The sequence below is a fragment of the Levilactobacillus wangkuiensis genome (genome assembly GCF_016861605.1).
In the GTDB taxonomy this organism is placed as follows: domain Bacteria; phylum Bacillota; class Bacilli; order Lactobacillales; family Lactobacillaceae; genus Levilactobacillus; species Levilactobacillus wangkuiensis.
The window spans coordinates 1-19,710 of record NZ_BOLM01000021.1; the positions used below are offsets into that span (position 1 = coordinate 1).

Here is a 19,710-nt window from a genome sequence, read left to right on the forward strand (position 1 = left end):
CTCATCGATTGTTGTTACTTTATTTGTTATAAAAGCGAATTGACTTCGCAAATATTGTTTGGGTTTGATACCAAGTATCAAACCGCCCTACACATATTTGGTTTGTCGAAACAATGTTCAGTTTTCAAAGGTCTACCAGTTATCATCGAGAAGCAATCGCTCCGTGACAACTTTTAAAGTATATCATGTCGTCTAAATCGTGTCAACATCTTTTTTCAACTCTCTGAATATTTATTCAATACTCGAAAAATCAAATTCAATCTGATTAGCACGCCTTGACAACATTAACTATTTTATCAGTTACGATTTAACTCGTCAAGCACTAATTTCAAATCCTGATTAACTATTCAAGAATCTGTTATTTATGCATGAGCATTGCCAAATCAGCAACAGGTAATATCTTATCAATTATCTGCACTTCGGTCAAGGGAATTTATCAAGAAAAACAAAAAAGAACCCAGAAATTAATCTGAGTTCTCTAAAATTAGTCTGACGGTCGGTTCACCTACTCAGCAAACCGCTTAACCGATGTCCGCTGACGACGCGTTGCCATCTTAGCTAAAAACTGTTCCAAGATGTCGACCATCACGTTTTCATCGGTGGCATCCGTCAAAGCGACCTTGGTCCGTGCAGCGTGCGGAATGCCCTTTAGATAATAGGCCACTTGGTTACGAAAATCTCGTGGCCCCTCTTCTGGTCCCTTGGCCACACATAGCTTATGCAGGTGTTCTTCCGCCGTCGCAACTTTCTCTGCCGCCGTGGGCTCCGGTAAAAGTTCCCCCGTCGCTAAATAATGATTCACGCGGCGTAGCAACCACGGGTTACCTTCAACGGCCCGACCAATCATCACGGCATCCGCCCCAACTTCATCTAACATGCGTTTCGCATCCTGGGGTGTCCGCACATCCCCGTTTCCCATAAATGGAATCGACAGGTGCTGGGCAACCTGGGCCAAGATATCCCAATCCGCTTGGCCCTGATACATCTGCTTCCGGGTACGTCCATGCATAGCGACCGCTGATGCCCCGGCGCTCTCGGCAGCCAATGCATTTTCGACCGCTAAAATATGGTGATCATCCCAGCCCGTGCGCATTTTTACCGTGACGGGCTTTTTAACGGCCGCGACAACTGCAGCCACCATGTCGTGAACCTTCTGCGGGTCCAGTAACCATTTAGCCCCGGCATCCGTACTGACGACCTTATTGACCGGGCACCCCATATTAATGTCGATAATATCGGCTGGCGTCTCTTGATCGACGTACTGGGCAGCCTGCACCAGTGTCTCCTGCGTGCCCCCAAAGATTTGAATGCTCATTGGATGCTCTCTGGGATCGATCGCCATCATATGGAGGGTTCGCTGATTATGGTAATGGATGCCCTGACCCGAAATCATTTCGCATTCCACCAGGCCTGCACCGAACTCTTTACAAATTTGGCGAAAGGCGACATTGGTCACCCCTGCCATGGGCGCCACAACGACCCGATTAGGAATTTCTACATCACCGATTTTCCACGTCATGGCCCAGCCTACTTTGCTTGAGCTTGCGCGAGAATTGTCCGCAGATCATCCTCGGAGTATTCATACTTCGTCCCACAGAAATGACAAACGGCTTCGGCGCCGTGATCTTGATCGATCATTTCTTGGAGCGCATCGGGTTGGATGGATGCCAAAGACTTGGCAAAACGGTCCTTAGAGCAATCACACTTAAAGCTAACTGGCATCTTCTGCAAGATTTTGATTTTTTCATCCTTGAACAACAGTTGTAGAATCTCTTCGGGGGTTTGACCATCCAAGAGTAATTCAGAAACCATTGGCATTTCCTTTAGGCGTTGTTCCAACCGGGAGATGGCTTCATCGGAAGCACCTGGCATGGTTTGAATCATGAACCCACCGGCAACCTTAACCGTGTTGTTCGGTTGAACGAAAACTGAGACCCCAACGGCACTCGGAATCTGTTCCGATTTGGCCAAGTAATAGGTAAAGTCTTCACCCAACTCGCCAGAGATCAAAGGCACTTGACCGGTATAGGGTTGACCGAGTCCTTGGTCCTTAGTCACCGTCAGCATCCCATTGACCCCAACGGCCTTCTTTACATCAATTTTATGTTTTTCATTTAACGGTAAACTGATATGAGGGTACTGCAGGTAGCCCTTAACCGTTCCGTTAGCATTGCCATCAGCCACGATAGCCCCAACTGGGCCATGACCGTTGACCTTGACCGTTAAGCTTTCCTCACCCTTTAATAGAGAAGTTGAGAGTAACATGGTCCCAATCAGGGTCCGCCCTAAGGCTGCCGTTGCGGCGCTCCAGGTGTCATGTCGTTGCTGGGCTTCAGCGACCGTCTCCGTGGCATCCACCACGTAGGCCCGGAACATCCCATCATCAATTAAGCTTTTTACTAAATAATCTGCCATACGTTTAAAACGTCCTTTCGTTCAATTCATCATGCCCTACATTACCAGAAACCACATTTTTTGCAAATAGAAGCCTTTTCGGGGAGCAGTCTCTATTCCCTATCTCCTATCTTTGGAGACAGCAAAAGGAGCGAGATCCGTGATCTCGCTCCCCTAACGTGACTATTCGGAATCGTCGGTATCCTTTGGATCATCGGCTGCCGAACTAGCTGCTGAGTTAGCCTGTGAAGACTCACTACTTGCAGCGGACGAAGCTAACTTGGCTTCCGTAGAAGCTTGCCGTTCTGCTTCGCGCCGTTCTAATTCGCGCTTAGATTCTTCAAACGTTGCCGCCTTTTCGCTTGGAAATTCGTTATTGCCGTCCTTTTCAGGCATCTTCCCAGTGTTAAACAAGCTGAGGATTTGCTTTTCGTCCAGCGTTTCGTATTTCAGCAAGGCATCCGCAATAATCTTGTGTTCTGCTTTATGTTCTTCCAAAATCTTCCGAGCAGTCTCGTGGGCCTCTCCGATGATTCGGCGAACTTCAGTATCAATTAAACTAGCGGTGTGTTCAGAGTAACTTGGTTGGCCAGGGTAACCCGCACCAGCGAATGGTTGGCCGCCAGCACTTTCCAGTGCAACGGTCCCCAAGGCGTCACTCATCCCATACTGGGTAACCATGGAACGGGCAATTTGTGTTGCCTGTTCAAAGTCATTGGAGGCCCCAGATGATTCGGAGTGGAAGATTAACTCTTCAGCCGTCCGACCACCCATTAACCCGGCAATCTGTTCCATGGCATCCTTCTTGGACATCAGCATTTGATCTTCCCGTGGGAGCATAATTGCATACCCGCCGGCACGACCACGAGGGACAATCGTGACCTTGTGAACGACTCGCGCATCGTTTAACACTAACCCGACAATGGTATGTCCGGCTTCATGGTAAGCAACAGTCTTCCGTTCTTCAGGACTGATGACCCGGTCCTTCTTAGCTGGTCCAGCGATGACTCGGTCTTCGGCTTCATCTAAATCAGAAGCGTCAATCTGAGTCTTATTCCGCCGTGCGGCTAATAAGGCAGCTTCGTTCAAGAGGTTTTCCAAGTCGGCCCCGACAAAGCCAGGGGTTTGCTTAGAAATTTCTTTCAAATCAACGTCGTTAGCTAATGGCTTGTTCTTGGCGTGAACCTTCAGAATCGCTTCACGACCCTTAACGTCTGGCCGACCAACTAAGATCTTCCGGTCAAAACGACCTGGCCGCAGTAAAGCGGGATCCAAGACGTCAGAACGGTTGGTCGCAGCCATCACGATGACGCCTTCACTCCCAGTAAACCCGTCCATTTCAACCAGCAATTGGTTCAACGTTTGTTCACGTTCATCGTGGCCACCGCCCATGCCGGCACCCCGTTGACGACCAACCGCATCGATTTCATCAATGAAGATGATGGAAGGAGCAGCCTTCTTGGCCTGTTCAAAGAGATCCCGCACACGACTAGCCCCGACACCGACGAACATTTCCACGAAATCTGAACCAGAAATCGAGAAGAATGGTACCGCTGCTTCACCAGCAACGGCCTTCGCCAGCAACGTCTTACCAGTACCAGGAGGACCCTCCAGCAAGACACCAGATGGTATCCGGGCACCTAATGAAACAAACTTACGTGGATTCTTCAAGAACTCAACAACTTCGACAAGTTCTTGCTTTTCCTCCTCCTCACCAGCAACGTCAGCGAAGCGAACCTTGTTCTCTTTGCTATCGGCTGGTTTGGCCTTACTCTTACCAAAGTTCATGACTCGGCCATTGCCGCCGCCTTGGCCGGCTTGACCCATCATCATGTAGAAGAAGAAGATGAAGATAACCAGTGGTGCTGCATAGACTAACAAGTTAATCCAGAAACCACTCGACTCTTCTGCTTTGGTGTTGACCTTTACGTTGTGATTCTTGGCGGTCTTGTCAATCTCGGAAACCGTCGAGTTATTCGTTAAGACTTGCGTGGTGAAGCCCGTCACAGCGGTGCTTTGAGAACCGCCAAGACTGAAGCCGGTATTGGTTGAGCGCTTTTGCGCGTTCCGATACTCACCGGTAATCTTGTAAACTCCCCCGGAAGGTTGAATGGAGAAATTCTTGATCTTATTCGCATTTAAATCTTTAACGAACTGACTCGATTGGATTTCTTGGGATTGTGAGCTGTTGTTGTTACCGTTGAATAGGTAAACAACACCAATGACCAACAAGAAGATCACAATGTAAAATAGACTATTACGGAACAGCCCATTTCGTCGATTATTCATGTCGTGCCTCCTTACTCACAGTTCCCAGCATTAAGATAGGAACGAAATTTAGGGCTCATGCCCTTTTACTAAATAAGATGTTATCACAATTGACTATCATTGACTAATTATTTATCTGAATAAACTGAGGGCTTCAAAACACCCACGTACGGAAGGTTCCGGTACTTTTCTTCGTAGTCCAAACCATAGCCAACTACGAACTCACTGGGAACGTTAAATCCAACGTAATCTGCCTTCGCTTCAACCACGCGGCCACTAGGCTTATCCATCAGCGTGCAGACCTTGATGGACTTGGCATTCCGGTCCTTTAACAGGTCTTCCAAGTACTTCAGTGTCCGGCCAGTATCGATAATGTCTTCAACTAACAAAATATCACGACCTGAGACGTCGGTATCCAGGTCCTTGAGTAACTTGATGGTCCCAGAAGAGGCCGTGCCCCCGTTGTAACTAGAAACATCGATAAAATCAATGGTCGCGTAAATATCCATGTCGCGAATCACATCGGTCATGAACAAGATAGCCCCCTTTAACACACAGATAATTAAGGGCGTCTTGTCTTTGTAATCCTCGGAGAGTTGGGTGCCCAACCGTTTGCAGGCTGCGGCAATGTCTTCTTCACTATATAGGACCTTCAAAATATCGTTATTCATGCTGTTCCCCTTTCGCCTATTCATGCTTCCAAACAATATGATAGTTTTTTGTGTGCGGTCGTGGTGGCCAAACCGACCACTTCACGCCAAGCACCGCCAGGAGATCTCCCGTTGCCGTGACCAAGACCTGCTGGGCAGGTCGCTGGTCGCGGGGCACCTTTGCGTTGATTAAAACGCGCCGGACTGCTTGATGATGACCGGTTGCGAGTCGCACCTGATCATCGGCCTGCCACGGTCGAACCATTAACGGTAATTGATTCGCCGTCAACGCCACGGTCGTATGGGGAGTGTGTTCCTGAAGGCGGCTTGCCGTGAAGCAACCGAGTTGCCAGCCGTTACCAACTGGCCGCCATTGGTTTAAGTCTACCATAAATCTAAAATGTTCCACGGATTTTTGCTGTAAATTTTTTATTGGTAAAAATTGAAACCTTTCATAGTCTTTATAAAAGGCCCAACCACCCGCAAACGACACCGTTCCCGTCGGCCGTTGGGAGTTGGCTAACAGCTGTAAGCACTGGGTGATGCGCGACTCAATGGTCGATTCTGCCGGTGCAACTCGCTTAATAAATCGACTCAGTAACAGCCGCTGCTCCGCCACCGGCCGGGCTAACAATTTGGCGCCATCCCCGGTCAGGGGCGTTGCCGCCACCACGATATCCTGAAGTGTCGTCGCCAAGGCTCGTTCCGCCACCGCCAACGTCGCCTGCAACTGCTCAGCGTACGCTAGCAAGTGCGAAACGACCTGGGGATTCTCCCGCTTGAGTTGCGGCAGTATCTCGTGGCGCACCCGGTTACGACTAGCCACCAGTTCCTGGTTCGTCTGGTCCTCATACCAGGGGATCTGGCGTTGCCGCGCGTACGCCACCAGCTGCGCCTTGGTAAATGGCAGCAGCGGATGAATCACCTGTCCCGAAGCCAACGGGCGGCTGGACGCCATCCCCGTCAATTGGGTCAGATCACCGCCCCGGATGAGCTTCAATAGCAGGGTTTCCGCCTGCTCATCGGCTTGATGGGCCGTAGCAACCCAAGCAGCGCCCTGTTGGGTCATCTGTTCCGCAAAAAAATGGTAGCGAAACTGCCGAGCCGCCGCTTCAATCCCGTGTGCCGGATGCTGGTCAGCTGGCCAGTCAGTCTTGACCAGCGGCACGTGATGCGCCGCACACCAGCGTTCCAGGAAGACTGCCTCCGTTTGGCTTTGTTCGCGCAAGTGATGGTTGACGTGAACCACGGTCAGTGCGGGCTGCTGGTCCGCCGGCAAGCCTAACAGGAGGCTCAGCAGAACCATGGAATCGACACCAGTCGACACGGCCACTAGCCCCCGTTGCTGGGAATCAGCCCATCCCTGTGCTTGAAAATTCTGCTGAAAATCTGTTGCCAGTGTCACTGCCATGCCCCCGTTTCACGTTACCTTTGTTAAGAAAAAGGGCCGCACGAATGCGGTCCTGATTAAAGACATTTAGCTACGCCGGCCACCACGACCGCCCCGTTTGCCTTCAGTATTACGTTTAATCGTTGCCAAACGGTCCTCACTTTGCTTCAAGAACCCTGACATCAAGTCGTCGAAGCTTTCTTCATGTTTAGCCGAGTGATGACCCGAGAAGCGGCCATTAGCTGAACTGTGATGTGGCCGGGGACCGTTATTTTCAAACCGACGGCCATGGCCGTTGCTTTCCCCGCCATGATTACCACCGTTGCCGTGGAACTCATGGTTGCCGCCACGATTATTGTTATCGTGATGACTGTCATGATGGTCATTGTGGCTGTGATGTGGCCGCTCTGACTCTGGATGATCCGTGGCCTTACGAATCGACAAACCAATCTTGCCGTCATCGCCCACGGTCAATACCTTAACCGTTACTTCGTCACCAACGGATAAGACGTCATGGATGTCCTTAACGTACCCGTCAGAAATTTCACTAATGTGCACCAGCCCGGTCTTGTGGTCACCTAAATCAACAAATGCACCAAAGTTCGTAATTCCGGAGACCTTTCCGGTAACTTTAGCTCCAACCTCGATTGCCATAAACAAGAAGTTCCTCCTTAAAATAAGTGCTTTCAGTATAACACAATTCTTCCCAATCCCACACGTCGACATGAAAAAAATAAAGTCCTTTGACCAACTCGCCATCCCCAGCCAAAGCCTGTTAAATTAACTTTCAAGCTAATTAGTCACTGACGCGAATGATTTCCCTGACTAGCAAAAAATCCGACAGTTCTCATGAAAGCGAACCGCCGGATTTTAATTGATTATTTAGCTGTCACATCGCTAGCGTGATCGCCAGGCAAACTATAAATCGTTTCGCCCGACTTAGAATAGTAGTACTTAGACCGAATCAACTGGGCCAAATAGTCTTTATCGTTCAACTGTTTGATCTCTTGCTTGAGGTCTGCGTTCTTGGCCTTGGTCTTGGTCAAGGTCCGCTCACTCGTTGCTACCTGTTGATTGACCTGATGCAGACTCGCGTGGGTCCGAATCAATTGGACACCTAAAATAATCGCGAAGACTGCGAAGACCACTAGGATTCGAGCAGCCCGCCGCACGCGCCGATGACCCAGCCAACGGGTATGGTGCTGCACCGCCTGCTGATGCTGAATCTTTCGCGTATAGTCATTGTCTAGCCGTTTAATTTTTGCCGTCGGTTTCGCGTCAGCCATGCCACTCACTCCTCCATGTTCACCAGATGATTTAACTTGAGTATAGCAAGTTTCAATTTAGACGTCTAGCTAGTTAAGCATATTGTAAAACATTCGTCACATTAGTCGCTTAAATTCGCGGTGTTGACCCGAAGAAAGCGCCTAATAATCACATTCGCTATCTCCGACTTCCCAATGACGTCTGGTAGGTCAGCAACCTAACTTACCCCACCACAACGAATACCTTTTCGGTCGCTAATTATTCTTGCCGAAAATCTTGGGCGTACTCTTCCTTCACGATGGTGTACATCCGTTCGGCGTCGTCCTTCTTCGTAGTTTCCAAGAGTTCATCGACTTGAACCGTCAACGTCTTGTTCCCAAACTTAATGACCAATTCATCCTTAGGGGCCACTTCAGTCGAAGACTTGGCAACCTTCCCGTTGATTTCAATCCGGCCCTTGTCAGCAATTTCCTTAGCCACTGACCGCCGCTTGATGATTCGAGAAACTTTCAAATATTTATCTAATCGCATATTATTTTCCTCCGTGTTGGCTAAGTTTCTGCCATAATCGTAAAACTGTTTCTGCATGCGGAATCGCTAACCATTCCCGCACACTGAGTAACTGCCAACTGAGCGCCAGGCCCAAGAAGATGGCCACCCCAATGGGAATGGTGATCAAGAGACCCACGCCGGCTGCTAACCGCCCCGTCGCCAAGACTGGCCACCAATGCTCCAGGACCACCACGGCAACTTTTACCCCAGCTACCATCAAGATGGTACAGCCTAGCAAGGTGCGAATGTAGTTGCGCGTCCAGATACCGGTTCGCAGCGTGACGGCCGAGCCGTACCAGATCACCAGGAACGTCACGCCCAGGCTAATGACCGTCAGCCAACTGGCGCCACTCGCGCCGAAGTTGACCACGGCCCAGTGATTGGCGACTGCCTTCACCACAAGGCCGGCAACCAACGCCACGACCGTGAGCCGATAGCTATTCTGACTCTGTAGCACACTGTTGTAGGTCTGAATCAGCGTTGCCAGGATAATGCTCATCATGTAAACGCCCAGCATCCAGCTCCCCGTGATGTTGCCAAAGAGGAGCCGGTTGATCCACGGCATCAGACTGATCAGCCCCGCGGTCGCCGCCGTTGCAATCATTAAAGCGATGCGCATCATGGTCGTCGTCAGGCGTTTAAACGCCTTGGGCCGCTGCTGATGTTGCGCCTCGCTCAGCGCCGGTAACAGTGACGTGGCAAAGGCGACCGCCACCACCAGGCCCAATTGGACTAACGGTTGGGCCCGGTCGTAGACCCCTTTCAGACTTTTGGCGGCTGCATCGGCCATGCCACCGGCCACCAGGCCATTTTTAACCGTAAATGAATCGACCAGTTGTAGCAGGACCATCATGGCCGTGAGGAGACAGAGCGTCCCCCCCTCGATCAGTAGCCGTCGCCCCAAGTGTGGCAGACGCCAGCCAGTCCGAATCTCGGGTTGCCGCCACCGTGGTAGCACAACTAACGCTGCCACGGCCGCAATCGTGCCCCCACTCAGCGCCCACATGCCCATCCGGTAAACGGACCAGTCATGGGTCACTGCCCAGCCGGCGGCCACTAGAATCACAACGACTCGAACCAGTTGCTCGACCACCTGTGACCGCGCGGTGGGGAGCATTCGAAACTGGCCTTGGTGGTAGCCCCGGCCGACCGAAAGCTCTGGCATTAATAGGAACATCCACGCCACCATCCGAATCAGTGGCGCTAGTTGGGCATCCCCCATTGCTCGGGCAATACCAGGCGCGCCCACCATCAGGCCGCCGAAGAGCACCAGTGCCAGCGCCCACACCCAGCGATAGACTTGCCGGGCCACGGCCTGCTGACTGGGCAGGTCGGGTGCCTCCGCAATTAGTTTGGAAATAAAGACGGGCAATCCACTCAGGGCAAAGGTCATGCCAATGCCGTACAGGGGATAAACCTGTTGATACACGTAGAACCCGGTGTTGCCGACCATGTTTTGAAAGGGAACCCGGTAGACCGCACTCAGTAGCTTCGTAATGAACGCCGCTACCGAGAGAATCAGGGCACCCTGCAAGGTCGTATTTACGTTGCGTTTGCCCATGGTTCCTCCTCCTGCCCAAAGTCAGACGTCTTAAGCCTGTTCTTTGGGTTCTTTGTCGTCCGCCTTTGGTTTCGTGGTGACTTCCACAATGTCTCTGAGGGCCGCCATGAACTGTTGCACCTGCGGCAACCAGTCGTTGACCGTCATCTTCGGTTGGATGACTAACTTCACGTGGAGGCGGTCATCGGTAATGCCGACCGTCGCCTTCAGATCCGTAGCTGCTAAGGCCTTGAAGACATCCTCACCGCCCAGAATATTGGTCCCACGCTTAGAAATCGTGACAAAAACATCCCCGTTGACGCGGCGAATCTTATCGACTAAGGCTAAATCCGCCGCCAGTTTCAATTGACCAATCGTCAGCAGTTGACTGACGGCGTCCGGGTAGTCCCCGAACCGGTCGATGAGGTCCGCTTGAATCTCACTGACCTCATCGTCATTCTCCAATTGGCGAATGCGTTTGTACATTTCAATCTTCTGTTGTTCGTCTTCGATGTAGTCGCTGGGCAGGTAAGCCTCAACACCCAGTTCGACCGTGGTATCGGTCTTCGGCTGCGTTTGCTGCCCACGCTTCTTCGCAACGGCTTCACTTAACATTTGCGTGTATAAGTCATACCCGACGGAATTGATGAAGCCATGTTGTTGCTTACCAAGCAAATTACCGGCACCACGAATAGATAGGTCCCGCATCGCAATCTTGAAACCGGAACCCAATTCGGTGAAGTCCTTGATGGCCTCCAGCCGCTTTTCACTGACCTCGGTCAAGACCTTATTTGGCTTGTACGTGAAGTAGGCGTAAGCCACCCGGTTGCTCCGGCCAATTCGGCCCCGCAACTGGTACAGCTGTGACAGACCCATCCGGTCCGCATTTTCGACGAATAACGTGTTGGCGTTAGGAATATCAATCCCGGTTTCGATGATGGTCGTCGTGACCAGCACGTCGTACTCCCCTCGCAGAAAGTCAAAGAGGACCCCTTCAAGCTGGGCCTCCGTCATCTTCCCGTGAATGTAGCCAACCCGGGCTTCTGGGACCAGGGATTGCACCTGACCGACCGTCTTTTCAATGTCATCCACCCGGTTGTGCAGGTAGAAGACTTGGCCGCCCCGTTGCATTTCCCGGCGAATCCCGTCCTGAATCGCACCCGCGTTTTGTTCCATCACGTAGGTCTGAATCGGGAACCGGTTGGCCGGTGGCGTTTCGATCACTGATAGGTCCCGCACACCCAGCATGGACATGTGGAGCGTCCGGGGGATGGGGGTCGCCGTCAGCGTTAAGACGTCCACGTTGGCCTTTAATTCCTTCAATCGTTCCTTATGCTTAACCCCAAATCGCTGTTCCTCATCGACCAGGACCAGGCCTAGATTCTTAAACTTCACGTCCTGTGAGAGCAACCGGTGAGTGCCCACCACGATATCCAGCTGACCGCTCTCCAAATCCTTGATGGACTGGTGGATCTGCTTGGTCGTCCGGAACCGCGAAAACATTTCGACATTAATCGGATAACCCTCGAATCGACTGACCATGGTGTCGTAATGCTGTTGCGCCAAAATGGTTGTTGGGACCAGGAAGGCCACTTGTTTGCCCGCTTCGACCGCCTTAAAGGCCGCCCGCAAGGCGACTTCGGTCTTCCCGTAACCCACGTCACCGACTAGTAAGCGATCCATTGGCCGGGGTTTTTCCATGTCGTGCTTGACCTCTTCAATGGTCCGGAGTTGGTCAGGCGTTTCGGCATACGGAAAATCGTTTTCAAAGTCCGTCTGCAGACTGTCATCGACGGGGAAGGCAAAACCCTTTTCAGCCGCCCGCTTGGCATAGAGGTCGACCAGCTCGTCCGCAATATCCTCAATTTTAGCCGCGACTTTTCGCTTGGTCTTGGCCCACTCGGAGCCGCCCAGTTTGTTGATACGAGGCTTCTTGTCTTCTGAGGAAACGTACTTTTGAATCAGATTTAACTGGGTGACCGGAATAAACAACTGCGCGTTGTCCTGGTAATCGATGGTCATGTAGTCCTGATGGACCCCATCGACTGTCAGCGTCTGCATCCCGATGAACTTCCCAATCCCGTGGTTGACGTGCACGACGTAATCGCCGGGCTTCAAGTCGGTATAACTCTTCAGCCGTTCGGCGTTCGCCATAGTCTGCCGCCGGGCTCGTTTCTTCGTGATTTTCTGGAACATTTCGGCTTCCGTGATGATCACCAGGTTGGCCTCGGGCAGTTCAAACCCGGTGCGCAACCGCTCGGGCACCAGTTGGGTCAGATTAGGCTGGAGGTTGGCAGACTTAGTCAAGACGACCTTGATTTCAAAATCGTCCAACGTTTGTTCAATCTTTTCCAACCGTTCCTCGTCTTGAACCAGGAGCACGACCGTCTGGTTTTGCTTCTGCCAGCGGTCGATTTCCGTTTTCATCACGGGGAGTTGCCCAAAGAACTGTTGCATGGCGCGGGTCGTGATGTTGGTGATGGCTTGGAACCGCAAGCTCCCCATCCCCTTCTGGAACAGGGCCAGCATCAGCTGCGCGTGTTTATCTTCCTTCACAATGGGGCGCAGTTCGCCGCCAAAAATCTGTTGTGCAAAAATCTGGTGGTGGCTCAACTTATCGGTGGCCCAATTGGCTTCATCCTCTAATAATTGCCGTTCGGCGTCCTGTAAACGCGAATAGTCCCCGAACAACGCCAATCCATCAGCCGGTAAGTAGTCCAGCAATTGATTGTGTTCTGGGAATAAATAATCCGCAAACTCCATTAGCTGGGGATCGACGGACCCTTTTTTCAGGCCATCGATCAGCGGTTGGACCTGATTCGTCAGACTCGTGGCCGCATCCGCTGCCAATTTACCAGCCTGCTTGGTCAGTTCCGCCGTCAGGGCTGCCGCACCCGCCGTCCGTTCCGCCGCCGTTAAAATGAAATCGGTCGCGGGCAAGACTTCAACCGTCTCAGCATTTTCGATACTGCGTTGGGTCGCCGGGTCAAAGTAACGGAGCGAATCGACCTCGGTATCAAAGAAGTCCAGTCGAACCGGATAATCGGCCGCCAGCGGGTAAATGTCCACGATGGACCCCCGCACGGCGAAGTCCCCGGGGCCAGCCACCAATTTCTGGTGGGCATAACCCATAGCAAACAACCGTTGTTGCAGGTCTTCCAGGTCAAAGTCGTCGCCGACCTTAACGGTAAACCGAGCCGCCGCGAAGTTGGCTGGTGCCGGTAAGAACCGTCGAAGTCCGGACAGCGCCGTCACAATCACGACGGGATGGTCGCTCTGCAGGGCCCGTAAGGCATCGATCCGTGATGACCGGTACTCGGGCGAGCTGGTCGCCACTTCCGCCGCCAATAACTCTTCTACTGGAAATTCAAATAACTCGTCGTCCCTGAGCAGGTTCGCCAGGTCATCGACGAGTTGGCCCGCGTGATAGAGCGTATCCGTCACGTAGACGATTGATCGTTGTTGATCATGGAGCAGGCTGGCGATGAATAAAGTCTCGGCAGAACCGTTAAGTCCGGTCACCAGTTGGCGTTGACCGGGCGCTAACGTCCGCTTAATGTCTTTAAACTGCGTCGTCTGCGTCATAAATGCTTCTAAATTCACGCGATAACTTCCTATCCTAGTTGTACAGGTTCATCAACTGAGTAAATTCGGTTCCCTTTAACCAGTCGTCCAATGCTGCAACAGCCTTATCCGTTGCCTGGTTGAAGAGGGGTTGTTGGTCCTTGGTAAATTTACCCAAGACATAGTCAACCACGGTGTGTTGTTCGGGATGGGCGATACCGACCCGTAACCGGGCAAATTTTTCGGTCGAGACGTGGGCGATGATGCTCTTGATGCCGTTGTGACCCCCAGCAGAGCCGTGATCCCGTAAGCGAATTCGGCCCAATGGCAGATCCATGTCGTCGTGGACCACGATGATGTCTGCCACGTCGATCTTAAAGTAGTTCATGATGGGATGAACGGCCCGGCCAGATTCATTCATGAACGTCGTGGGCTTAACGACTAACACTTTTTCACCGTTAACCATACCGCTGCCGTACTTGGCGTCCATCTTCCGCGTCGTCAGGTCAATGCCGTGTTCCTTGGCAAAGGCGTCGACAACCATGAAACCGGTGTTGTGCCGCGTACCATCATACTGGGGACCAATGTTTCCTAAACCAACAATCATTTTCATTTTTAAAATTTTCTCCCTTAAAGCTGTGTATTCCGAGCTAGAGACAAAAGAGCTGGACGGGAGCCATTGCTCCCCGTTCAGCCGCTCAGGTTATCTTTTTGTGTCAAACTTACCATCTGTCAGTATAGCATAGTCCCCCCTGAACTTCACGCATCCAGCCCGGTTTCGCAACGGTTTACCACGCCACGCCTGACGAGACTGCCAGTGATCGATTATCTTGTTCACGATAGGTGACCACTCCCCCGTTAATCTCGCTTTCTCTAGTCTCTCAGTGACCGGCCCCGTTCACCCGAAAATGCCCCGGCACAATCACTGCCGCTAGGTCCGGTGAAACACTAACCGTCTCGCCCCCGTTTCGGTAAACTTTCACATTTATTTTCCTTCATTAAATCGCGCGAAATTCCAGTGTGACCGTTTTTACCCGTTTTCCATGTGAAAGTTTTCAGGCGCTTTCACGATTCACGACCACGCCAGTTTAACGAGCTTGTGAAAGTTTTTCGCTGTCACCGGCGGCAGACCGGCTATTCTTTAACGCATTGGTCGAGTGGCTGGTTGCGTTATTCACGTAAGGATTGCTCAGTCAAGCAATCAGCCAGCATCTTAAATACAAATATCGCTATACCGGGATTTACCAGTACTTTACACGGGTCATCTCCCCCACTCCTTTGCCCAAATTCACGAGTGCTTTTCCACAAATTGGTCAGTCACTGAAAAGATAAATGATATTTTTCACAAAATTTTGGCTCACGCAATGGCTTTCATCCTTTTAACATGGTATACTAACTCACGGGTATTATTGCGTACCTTGATGTCAAAATACTTATTTGGAGATGAAGAATTTGACTACTAAGACTCATCAAAAAGTTGTTTTAGTTGGGGACGGTGCTGTTGGTTCAGCATTCGCCTACTCAATGGTAAACCAAGGATTAGCAGAAGAATTAGCTATTGTGGACGTTGTTAAGGAACGGACTGAAGGAGACGCTCTTGACCTTGAAGATGCACAAGTCTTCACCGCACCTAAGAACGTATACTCTGGTGACTACTCCGACTGCAAAGATGCAGACGTTGTTGTTATCACTGCCGGTGCCGCACAAAAGCCAGGCGAAACTCGTTTGGACTTGGTTAACAAGAACCTTAAGATTATCAAGGCTGTTGTTAAGCCAGTTGTTGATTCCGGCTTCGACGGAATCTTCATTATCGCTGCTAACCCAGTTGACATTTTAACTTACGCTACTTGGAAGTTCTCTGGTTTCCCTAAGGAAAAGATCATCGGTTCCGGGACTTCATTGGACACTTCTCGTCTGCGCGTTGCTCTGGCTAACAAGCTGGATGTTGACCCACGGAACGTTGAAGCTTACATCATGGGTGAACATGGTGACTCCGAATTCGCCGCTTACGACGAAGCTACTATCGGTTCAAAGCCATTGAAGACCATTGCTAAGGAACACGGCATCTCAGATGACGACTTAGCTAAGATCGAAGACGACACTCGTAACAAAGCTTACGAAATCATCAACCGTAAGGGCGCAACCTTCTATGGTGTTGCTACCTGCTTGATGCGGATCACTAAGGCTGTTCTGCGTGACGAAAACGCCGTATTGCCTGTTGGTGCCCCATTGAACGGTGAATATGGTTTGGACGATATCTTCATCGGTACTCCTGCAATCATCAACGCTAAGGGTATTGAAAAGGTTATCGAAGTCCCACTTTCAGACAAAGAAAAAGACTTGATGGCTAAGTCAGCTGCTACCTTGAAGAAGGTTACTGCTGATGGTTTAGCTGCTCTTGAAGGCTAAGCTTTAGCTTAAATTTTCGAATCGTCGTTCCCTTGCGGAGCGGCGATTTTTTTGTACCCATTTTTTTGACGCCACCCATGCTGGCAAAAGCTGAGATTGGCTTAACGCGGTCTGCCGTGGCTTTTGCATAAGCGCATGCGTGTACAATGATTAGGTCAAAATAATGCCTCAATTGTTCCTTGACGATTTACTCACTGACTATTTTAATTCATTACGAAGAAGAATCCCGTTAAATCGGCGTTTATCTAGTGTTCAAGACTAGATGTACACAATTAAGTTAGTTGCAATGGACTCACCCAATTTTATTTAGGGCACCCTTACCTTTAAAAATCGTCAATCTGTGACTGTGGTCTATTAATCAATTAATGGTCAACCGCCCGGAATAACCACGCCTGAAATTTTTTTAATTCTTTTAGATGCTGATATGAAAGTAATGTAACCGTTAACATTAATGCTTCTACGTTGCGATTTAAGGTAGTTTGAAGTAAGCTTGGGGTATGCTATTGGTGATAGTTAAGCATGACGACTTTTCCTCCACTGGCTATTTTAGGAGGTCACACCTATGAAAAAGAAAAACGCCTTCGTGATTGGCATCGTTACCGCTGCTGTAGCGGTCGGTGCCATTTACGTGGGACAAGCCTTACACTATTCTTCAGCTCAGGTCTTCTTCAAGGACACTGAGATTGCCGGCGTCAACGTCGGTGGGAGCACGGCGAGCCAAGCGGCCACCAAGTTAAAAGCGGCTCTGAAGGATCAGCAGTACACGTTAAAAGACGGCAGCAAGACCGTCACCACGATCAAAACGAACCAGGTCGACTTGAAGGTCACGTCACAGTCGGCCCTCAAGCAGCTCATCAGTAAACAAAACGTTTGGAGCTGGCCCGTTCACGTGACGACCGCCACGGCAGATAGCATTGCGCTCAACGCCAGTGACGAGAATCAAGAAAGTGTCCAAACTTTGGCCACTAAGATTGCGACCAAAGCGAACAAGACGCGGACGGCTGCTAAGGACGCCACGTTCAGTTACCAAGATGGTTCTTGGGCTGTGACCAAGGAACAAAAGGGTAATCAACTGGACACTGACAAGTTAGCCAAGTCCATCACGACGGCCATTGAACAGGGATCGACGACAATCAACGTTGCCGGCGATTACATTCAGCCTAAGGTCACGACCACTTCTGCATCATTTAAGGCGGCTAAGACCAAGGCCACGGCCATCACCCAACAAACTTACGTCTACAAGCTCAGTGGTCACAAGATCACGGTCCCTAGCGAAACGTTAGCTAGCTGGGTCACCTTTAAGGGCGGTCAGTTGGCAACGGATGACGCTGCCATCAAGACTTACCTGACTAAGTTAAGTACAAAATATGGTACCATTCATAAGACACGGACATTTAAGTCCACTAAGCGCGGAACGGTTAAAGTTCCTGCCGGTCTGTATGGCTGGAGCATCAAGGTGAAAACCGAGACGCCAGCGCTTAGCAAACTGGTTCTGGCCGGTAAAGGCATGGATCGCACCCCTGCTATTCAAGGGAGCGGCTACCACAATAACGGCACAGACATTGGCAAGTCTTACGTTGAAGTTGATAAAGTCAATCAGCACATGTGGGTTTATAAAAATGGAAAAGTCGTCGTTTCTACTGACGTTGTAACCGGATTACCAACCACGGCGCACCATACGCCTGATGGAGCTTGGGTCATCTGGAGTAAGCAACGGAACACCACATTACGAGGTCAAAACGATAACGGTTCCAGTTACGCATCCAAGGTTAAGTACTGGATGCCAATCGATGATACCGGTGTCGGGATTCATGATTCGCCATGGCAACCACAGTACGGTGGGACCTGGTACAAGGCACACGGCTCACACGGCTGTGTGAACACGCCACCTTCCAAGATTGCGTCCGTCTTTGCGAACGTGAAGGTCGGGACCCCCGTTCTGGTCTTCTAATGGAAATCTAAAAAAGTTGCGTTCACCCTTAACGGTGACGCAACTTTTTATTTGGTCGTTTAGAAAATCATGCCGATAGCCAACAAGACCAAGATCGCCACGAAGGCCGCTAGGGTCCAGTAAAGCCACTTCTTCGTGATAATTGGCTTGTTATCGGGATCATCTGTATTCTTCACGAGTCCACCCTCCTTAACCACGCTTTCTTTTATTTTACCACGAAATTCCCCGAAAATTGCTACCCGTTGGCGGGTGAAATATGGTATTATTAGAAGAGATTATTAGAAGTTTCTAATTTTAGGAGGTCATCTGCTATGCTGCTTAAATCCCTAGTGAAACCGAAAGAACGCTTAGTTACGGTTCGCGAGGACGTCACCTTGGAACAAGCCTTAAAGGTCTTGGAAGACTCGGGCTATCGATGTGTGCCGATTCTAGATGAAACGGGGCAAATTTTCCGGGGGAACATCTACAAAATGCATATCTATCGCCACAAGTCTCGCGGCGGCGACATGCAGCTCCCAGTGACATCACTGCTGAAAAATGCCACGAAGTTTATTTCCGTTAACGCGGCCTTCTTCAACGTGTTCTTCTCCATCAAGGACCTGCCTTACATCGCGGTGTTAGACGACAAGAATGCCTTCTATGGTATCTTGACGCATACCCGGTTGATGGACATGCTGTCACAATCCTGGAACGTGAACATTGGTAGTTACGTGATCACCGTCGTTTCAGCCGGTGAACGTGGTGACTTGGCTGGGATGGCCAAAATCATCACCAAGTACACGTCAATTGCCAGTGTCATCAGCCTGGACGCCCAGGAAGGCGAACTGGTTCACCGGACCATGTTCACTCTTCCCGCTGAAGTTGACGAAGAAAAGCTTGATCGGATTGTCAAAGCACTGGAACGCAAAGAATTCCACGTTCCTGAAATTGAAGATCTGCGTCACGAAAACTAGCTCTTTTAGACCCGCGGCATTTGCCGGTGGGTCTATTTTTTACACGAAAAAACGGTCACCCACAAACCAACTGTGCGTGACCGTTTTTTGACGTGCATGACTGCTATGTACTAAATCTACTTCGCTTTTTTCTTACGCGCCTTGTCCACCAAGCCGATACTCGTTGCAAGGGCAGCATCTACTGCCGCCATGGTCTTGACATCCAAATGGGTCACCTGGTCTTTCAACCGTTGTTTATCAATTGTCCGAATTTGCTCAAGCAAAATGACGGAATCCCGCTCAATTCCGGTTCGTTCAGCCGAGATGCCCACGTGTGTTGGCATCTTTGGTTTCTCGATCCGAGCGGTGATTGCCGCCACGATTACGGTCGGACTATAGTGGTTCCCCACGTTGTTTTGGATGATTAACACGGGGCGCATGCCACCTTGCTCCGAACCAACGACTGGTGATAGGTCGGCGAAGAAAACGTCACCGCGTTTGACTTCAACACGGGCCATGGGCCGCCATCCCCTATCTGATTAGATTTTAGTTCTTAATTCTTGATCTCGGTTCTACGAAACTGGGTTAACCGCCGTTCGGCTTCCTCTTCACAGGGTGTAAAGGCCCGGGCTAAATCCCGGTTGATCAGAGCCATCGCTTGGTATCCAACAATCAAAGCTAACTTGCGTGCTGCCGCCGAATGCAGTGGAATCAGTGCTTCATGCCGCGCATTGCGGGTAATGTGGAGTCGTAATTGTGGTTGATTTAATTGTTGTGACTGAGCCATGAATTGC

General features: G+C 50.6%; 16 protein-coding genes. 3 read left to right on the plus strand and 13 right to left on the minus strand.

Annotated features, from left to right (window positions below; translation table 11 throughout):
• Positions 1–505 precede the first annotated feature (505 nt).
• The 11 genes from dusB to pth form a co-directional block, all read right to left on the minus strand.
• Positions 506–1,519 (minus strand): tRNA dihydrouridine synthase DusB, encoded by a 1,014-nt coding sequence (dusB, locus tag JUF13_RS11950; RefSeq protein WP_203639858.1) that lies wholly within the window; start codon positions 1,517–1,519, stop codon positions 506–508.
• Between the two features lie 8 nt (positions 1,520–1,527).
• Positions 1,528–2,415 (minus strand): Hsp33 family molecular chaperone HslO, encoded by an 888-nt coding sequence (gene hslO / locus JUF13_RS11955; RefSeq protein WP_203639859.1) that lies wholly within the window; start codon positions 2,413–2,415, stop codon positions 1,528–1,530.
• A 162-nt stretch (positions 2,416–2,577) separates the two neighbouring features.
• Complete coding sequence (ftsH, locus tag JUF13_RS11960) at positions 2,578–4,683, minus strand: ATP-dependent zinc metalloprotease FtsH (RefSeq protein WP_203639860.1); 2,106 nt, start codon at positions 4,681–4,683, stop codon at positions 2,578–2,580.
• 107 nt (positions 4,684–4,790) lie between these two features.
• Complete coding sequence (hpt, locus tag JUF13_RS11965; RefSeq protein WP_125765517.1) at positions 4,791–5,333, minus strand: hypoxanthine phosphoribosyltransferase; 543 nt, start codon at positions 5,331–5,333, stop codon at positions 4,791–4,793.
• Between the two features lie 16 nt (positions 5,334–5,349).
• Complete coding sequence (gene tilS / locus JUF13_RS11970; RefSeq protein WP_203639861.1) at positions 5,350–6,717, minus strand: tRNA lysidine(34) synthetase TilS; 1,368 nt, start codon at positions 6,715–6,717, stop codon at positions 5,350–5,352.
• A gap of 72 nt (positions 6,718–6,789) precedes the next feature.
• Entirely contained in the window at positions 6,790–7,356 is a 567-nt protein-coding gene (locus JUF13_RS11975) for a S1 domain-containing RNA-binding protein (protein WP_203639862.1), read from the minus strand.
• Positions 7,357–7,580: 224 nt separating this feature from the next.
• A complete protein-coding gene (locus JUF13_RS11980; protein WP_125765514.1) occupies positions 7,581–7,988 on the minus strand; it encodes an FtsB family cell division protein in 408 nt (135 codons plus the stop codon).
• 238 nt (positions 7,989–8,226) lie between these two features.
• Positions 8,227–8,499, minus strand: coding sequence for an RNA-binding S4 domain-containing protein (locus JUF13_RS11985; RefSeq protein ID WP_125584007.1), 273 nt, complete (start codon positions 8,497–8,499; stop codon positions 8,227–8,229).
• A gap of 1 nt (position 8,500) precedes the next feature.
• Positions 8,501–10,081: a polysaccharide biosynthesis protein gene (locus JUF13_RS11990; RefSeq protein WP_203639863.1), complete on the minus strand. Its 1,581-nt coding sequence runs from the start codon at positions 10,079–10,081 to the stop codon at positions 8,501–8,503.
• A gap of 30 nt (positions 10,082–10,111) precedes the next feature.
• Positions 10,112–13,663, minus strand: coding sequence for a transcription-repair coupling factor (gene mfd, locus JUF13_RS11995; RefSeq protein ID WP_203639864.1), 3,552 nt, complete (start codon positions 13,661–13,663; stop codon positions 10,112–10,114).
• A 16-nt stretch (positions 13,664–13,679) separates the two neighbouring features.
• Entirely contained in the window at positions 13,680–14,237 is a 558-nt protein-coding gene (gene pth, locus JUF13_RS12000; RefSeq protein WP_125765511.1) for an aminoacyl-tRNA hydrolase, read from the minus strand.
• A gap of 830 nt (positions 14,238–15,067) precedes the next feature.
• Between pth and JUF13_RS12005 the strand changes: the two genes are divergently transcribed.
• The 3 genes from JUF13_RS12005 to cbpA all read left to right on the plus strand — a co-directional run bounded on the left by JUF13_RS12005 (position 15,068) and on the right by cbpA (position 18,937).
• Complete coding sequence (locus JUF13_RS12005) at positions 15,068–16,033, plus strand: L-lactate dehydrogenase (RefSeq protein WP_203639865.1); 966 nt, start codon at positions 15,068–15,070, stop codon at positions 16,031–16,033.
• Positions 16,034–16,595: 562 nt separating this feature from the next.
• A complete protein-coding gene (locus JUF13_RS12010; RefSeq protein WP_203639866.1) occupies positions 16,596–17,984 on the plus strand; it encodes a L,D-transpeptidase family protein in 1,389 nt (462 codons plus the stop codon).
• Positions 17,985–18,295: 311 nt separating this feature from the next.
• A complete protein-coding gene (gene cbpA / locus JUF13_RS12015) occupies positions 18,296–18,937 on the plus strand; it encodes a cyclic di-AMP binding protein CbpA (protein WP_048732552.1) in 642 nt (213 codons plus the stop codon).
• Positions 18,938–19,053: 116 nt separating this feature from the next.
• Here cbpA and JUF13_RS12020 read toward each other — a convergent pair whose 3' ends face one another.
• Together JUF13_RS12020 and JUF13_RS12025 are read right to left on the minus strand one after the other, a co-directional pair.
• Complete coding sequence (locus tag JUF13_RS12020) at positions 19,054–19,434, minus strand: type II toxin-antitoxin system PemK/MazF family toxin (protein ID WP_125765508.1); 381 nt, start codon at positions 19,432–19,434, stop codon at positions 19,054–19,056.
• Positions 19,435–19,469: 35 nt separating this feature from the next.
• On the minus strand, positions 19,470–19,703 hold the full coding sequence (locus JUF13_RS12025; RefSeq protein ID WP_125765507.1) for a hypothetical protein: 234 nt from the start codon (positions 19,701–19,703) through the stop codon (positions 19,470–19,472).
• Positions 19,704–19,710: the final 7 nt, after the last annotated feature.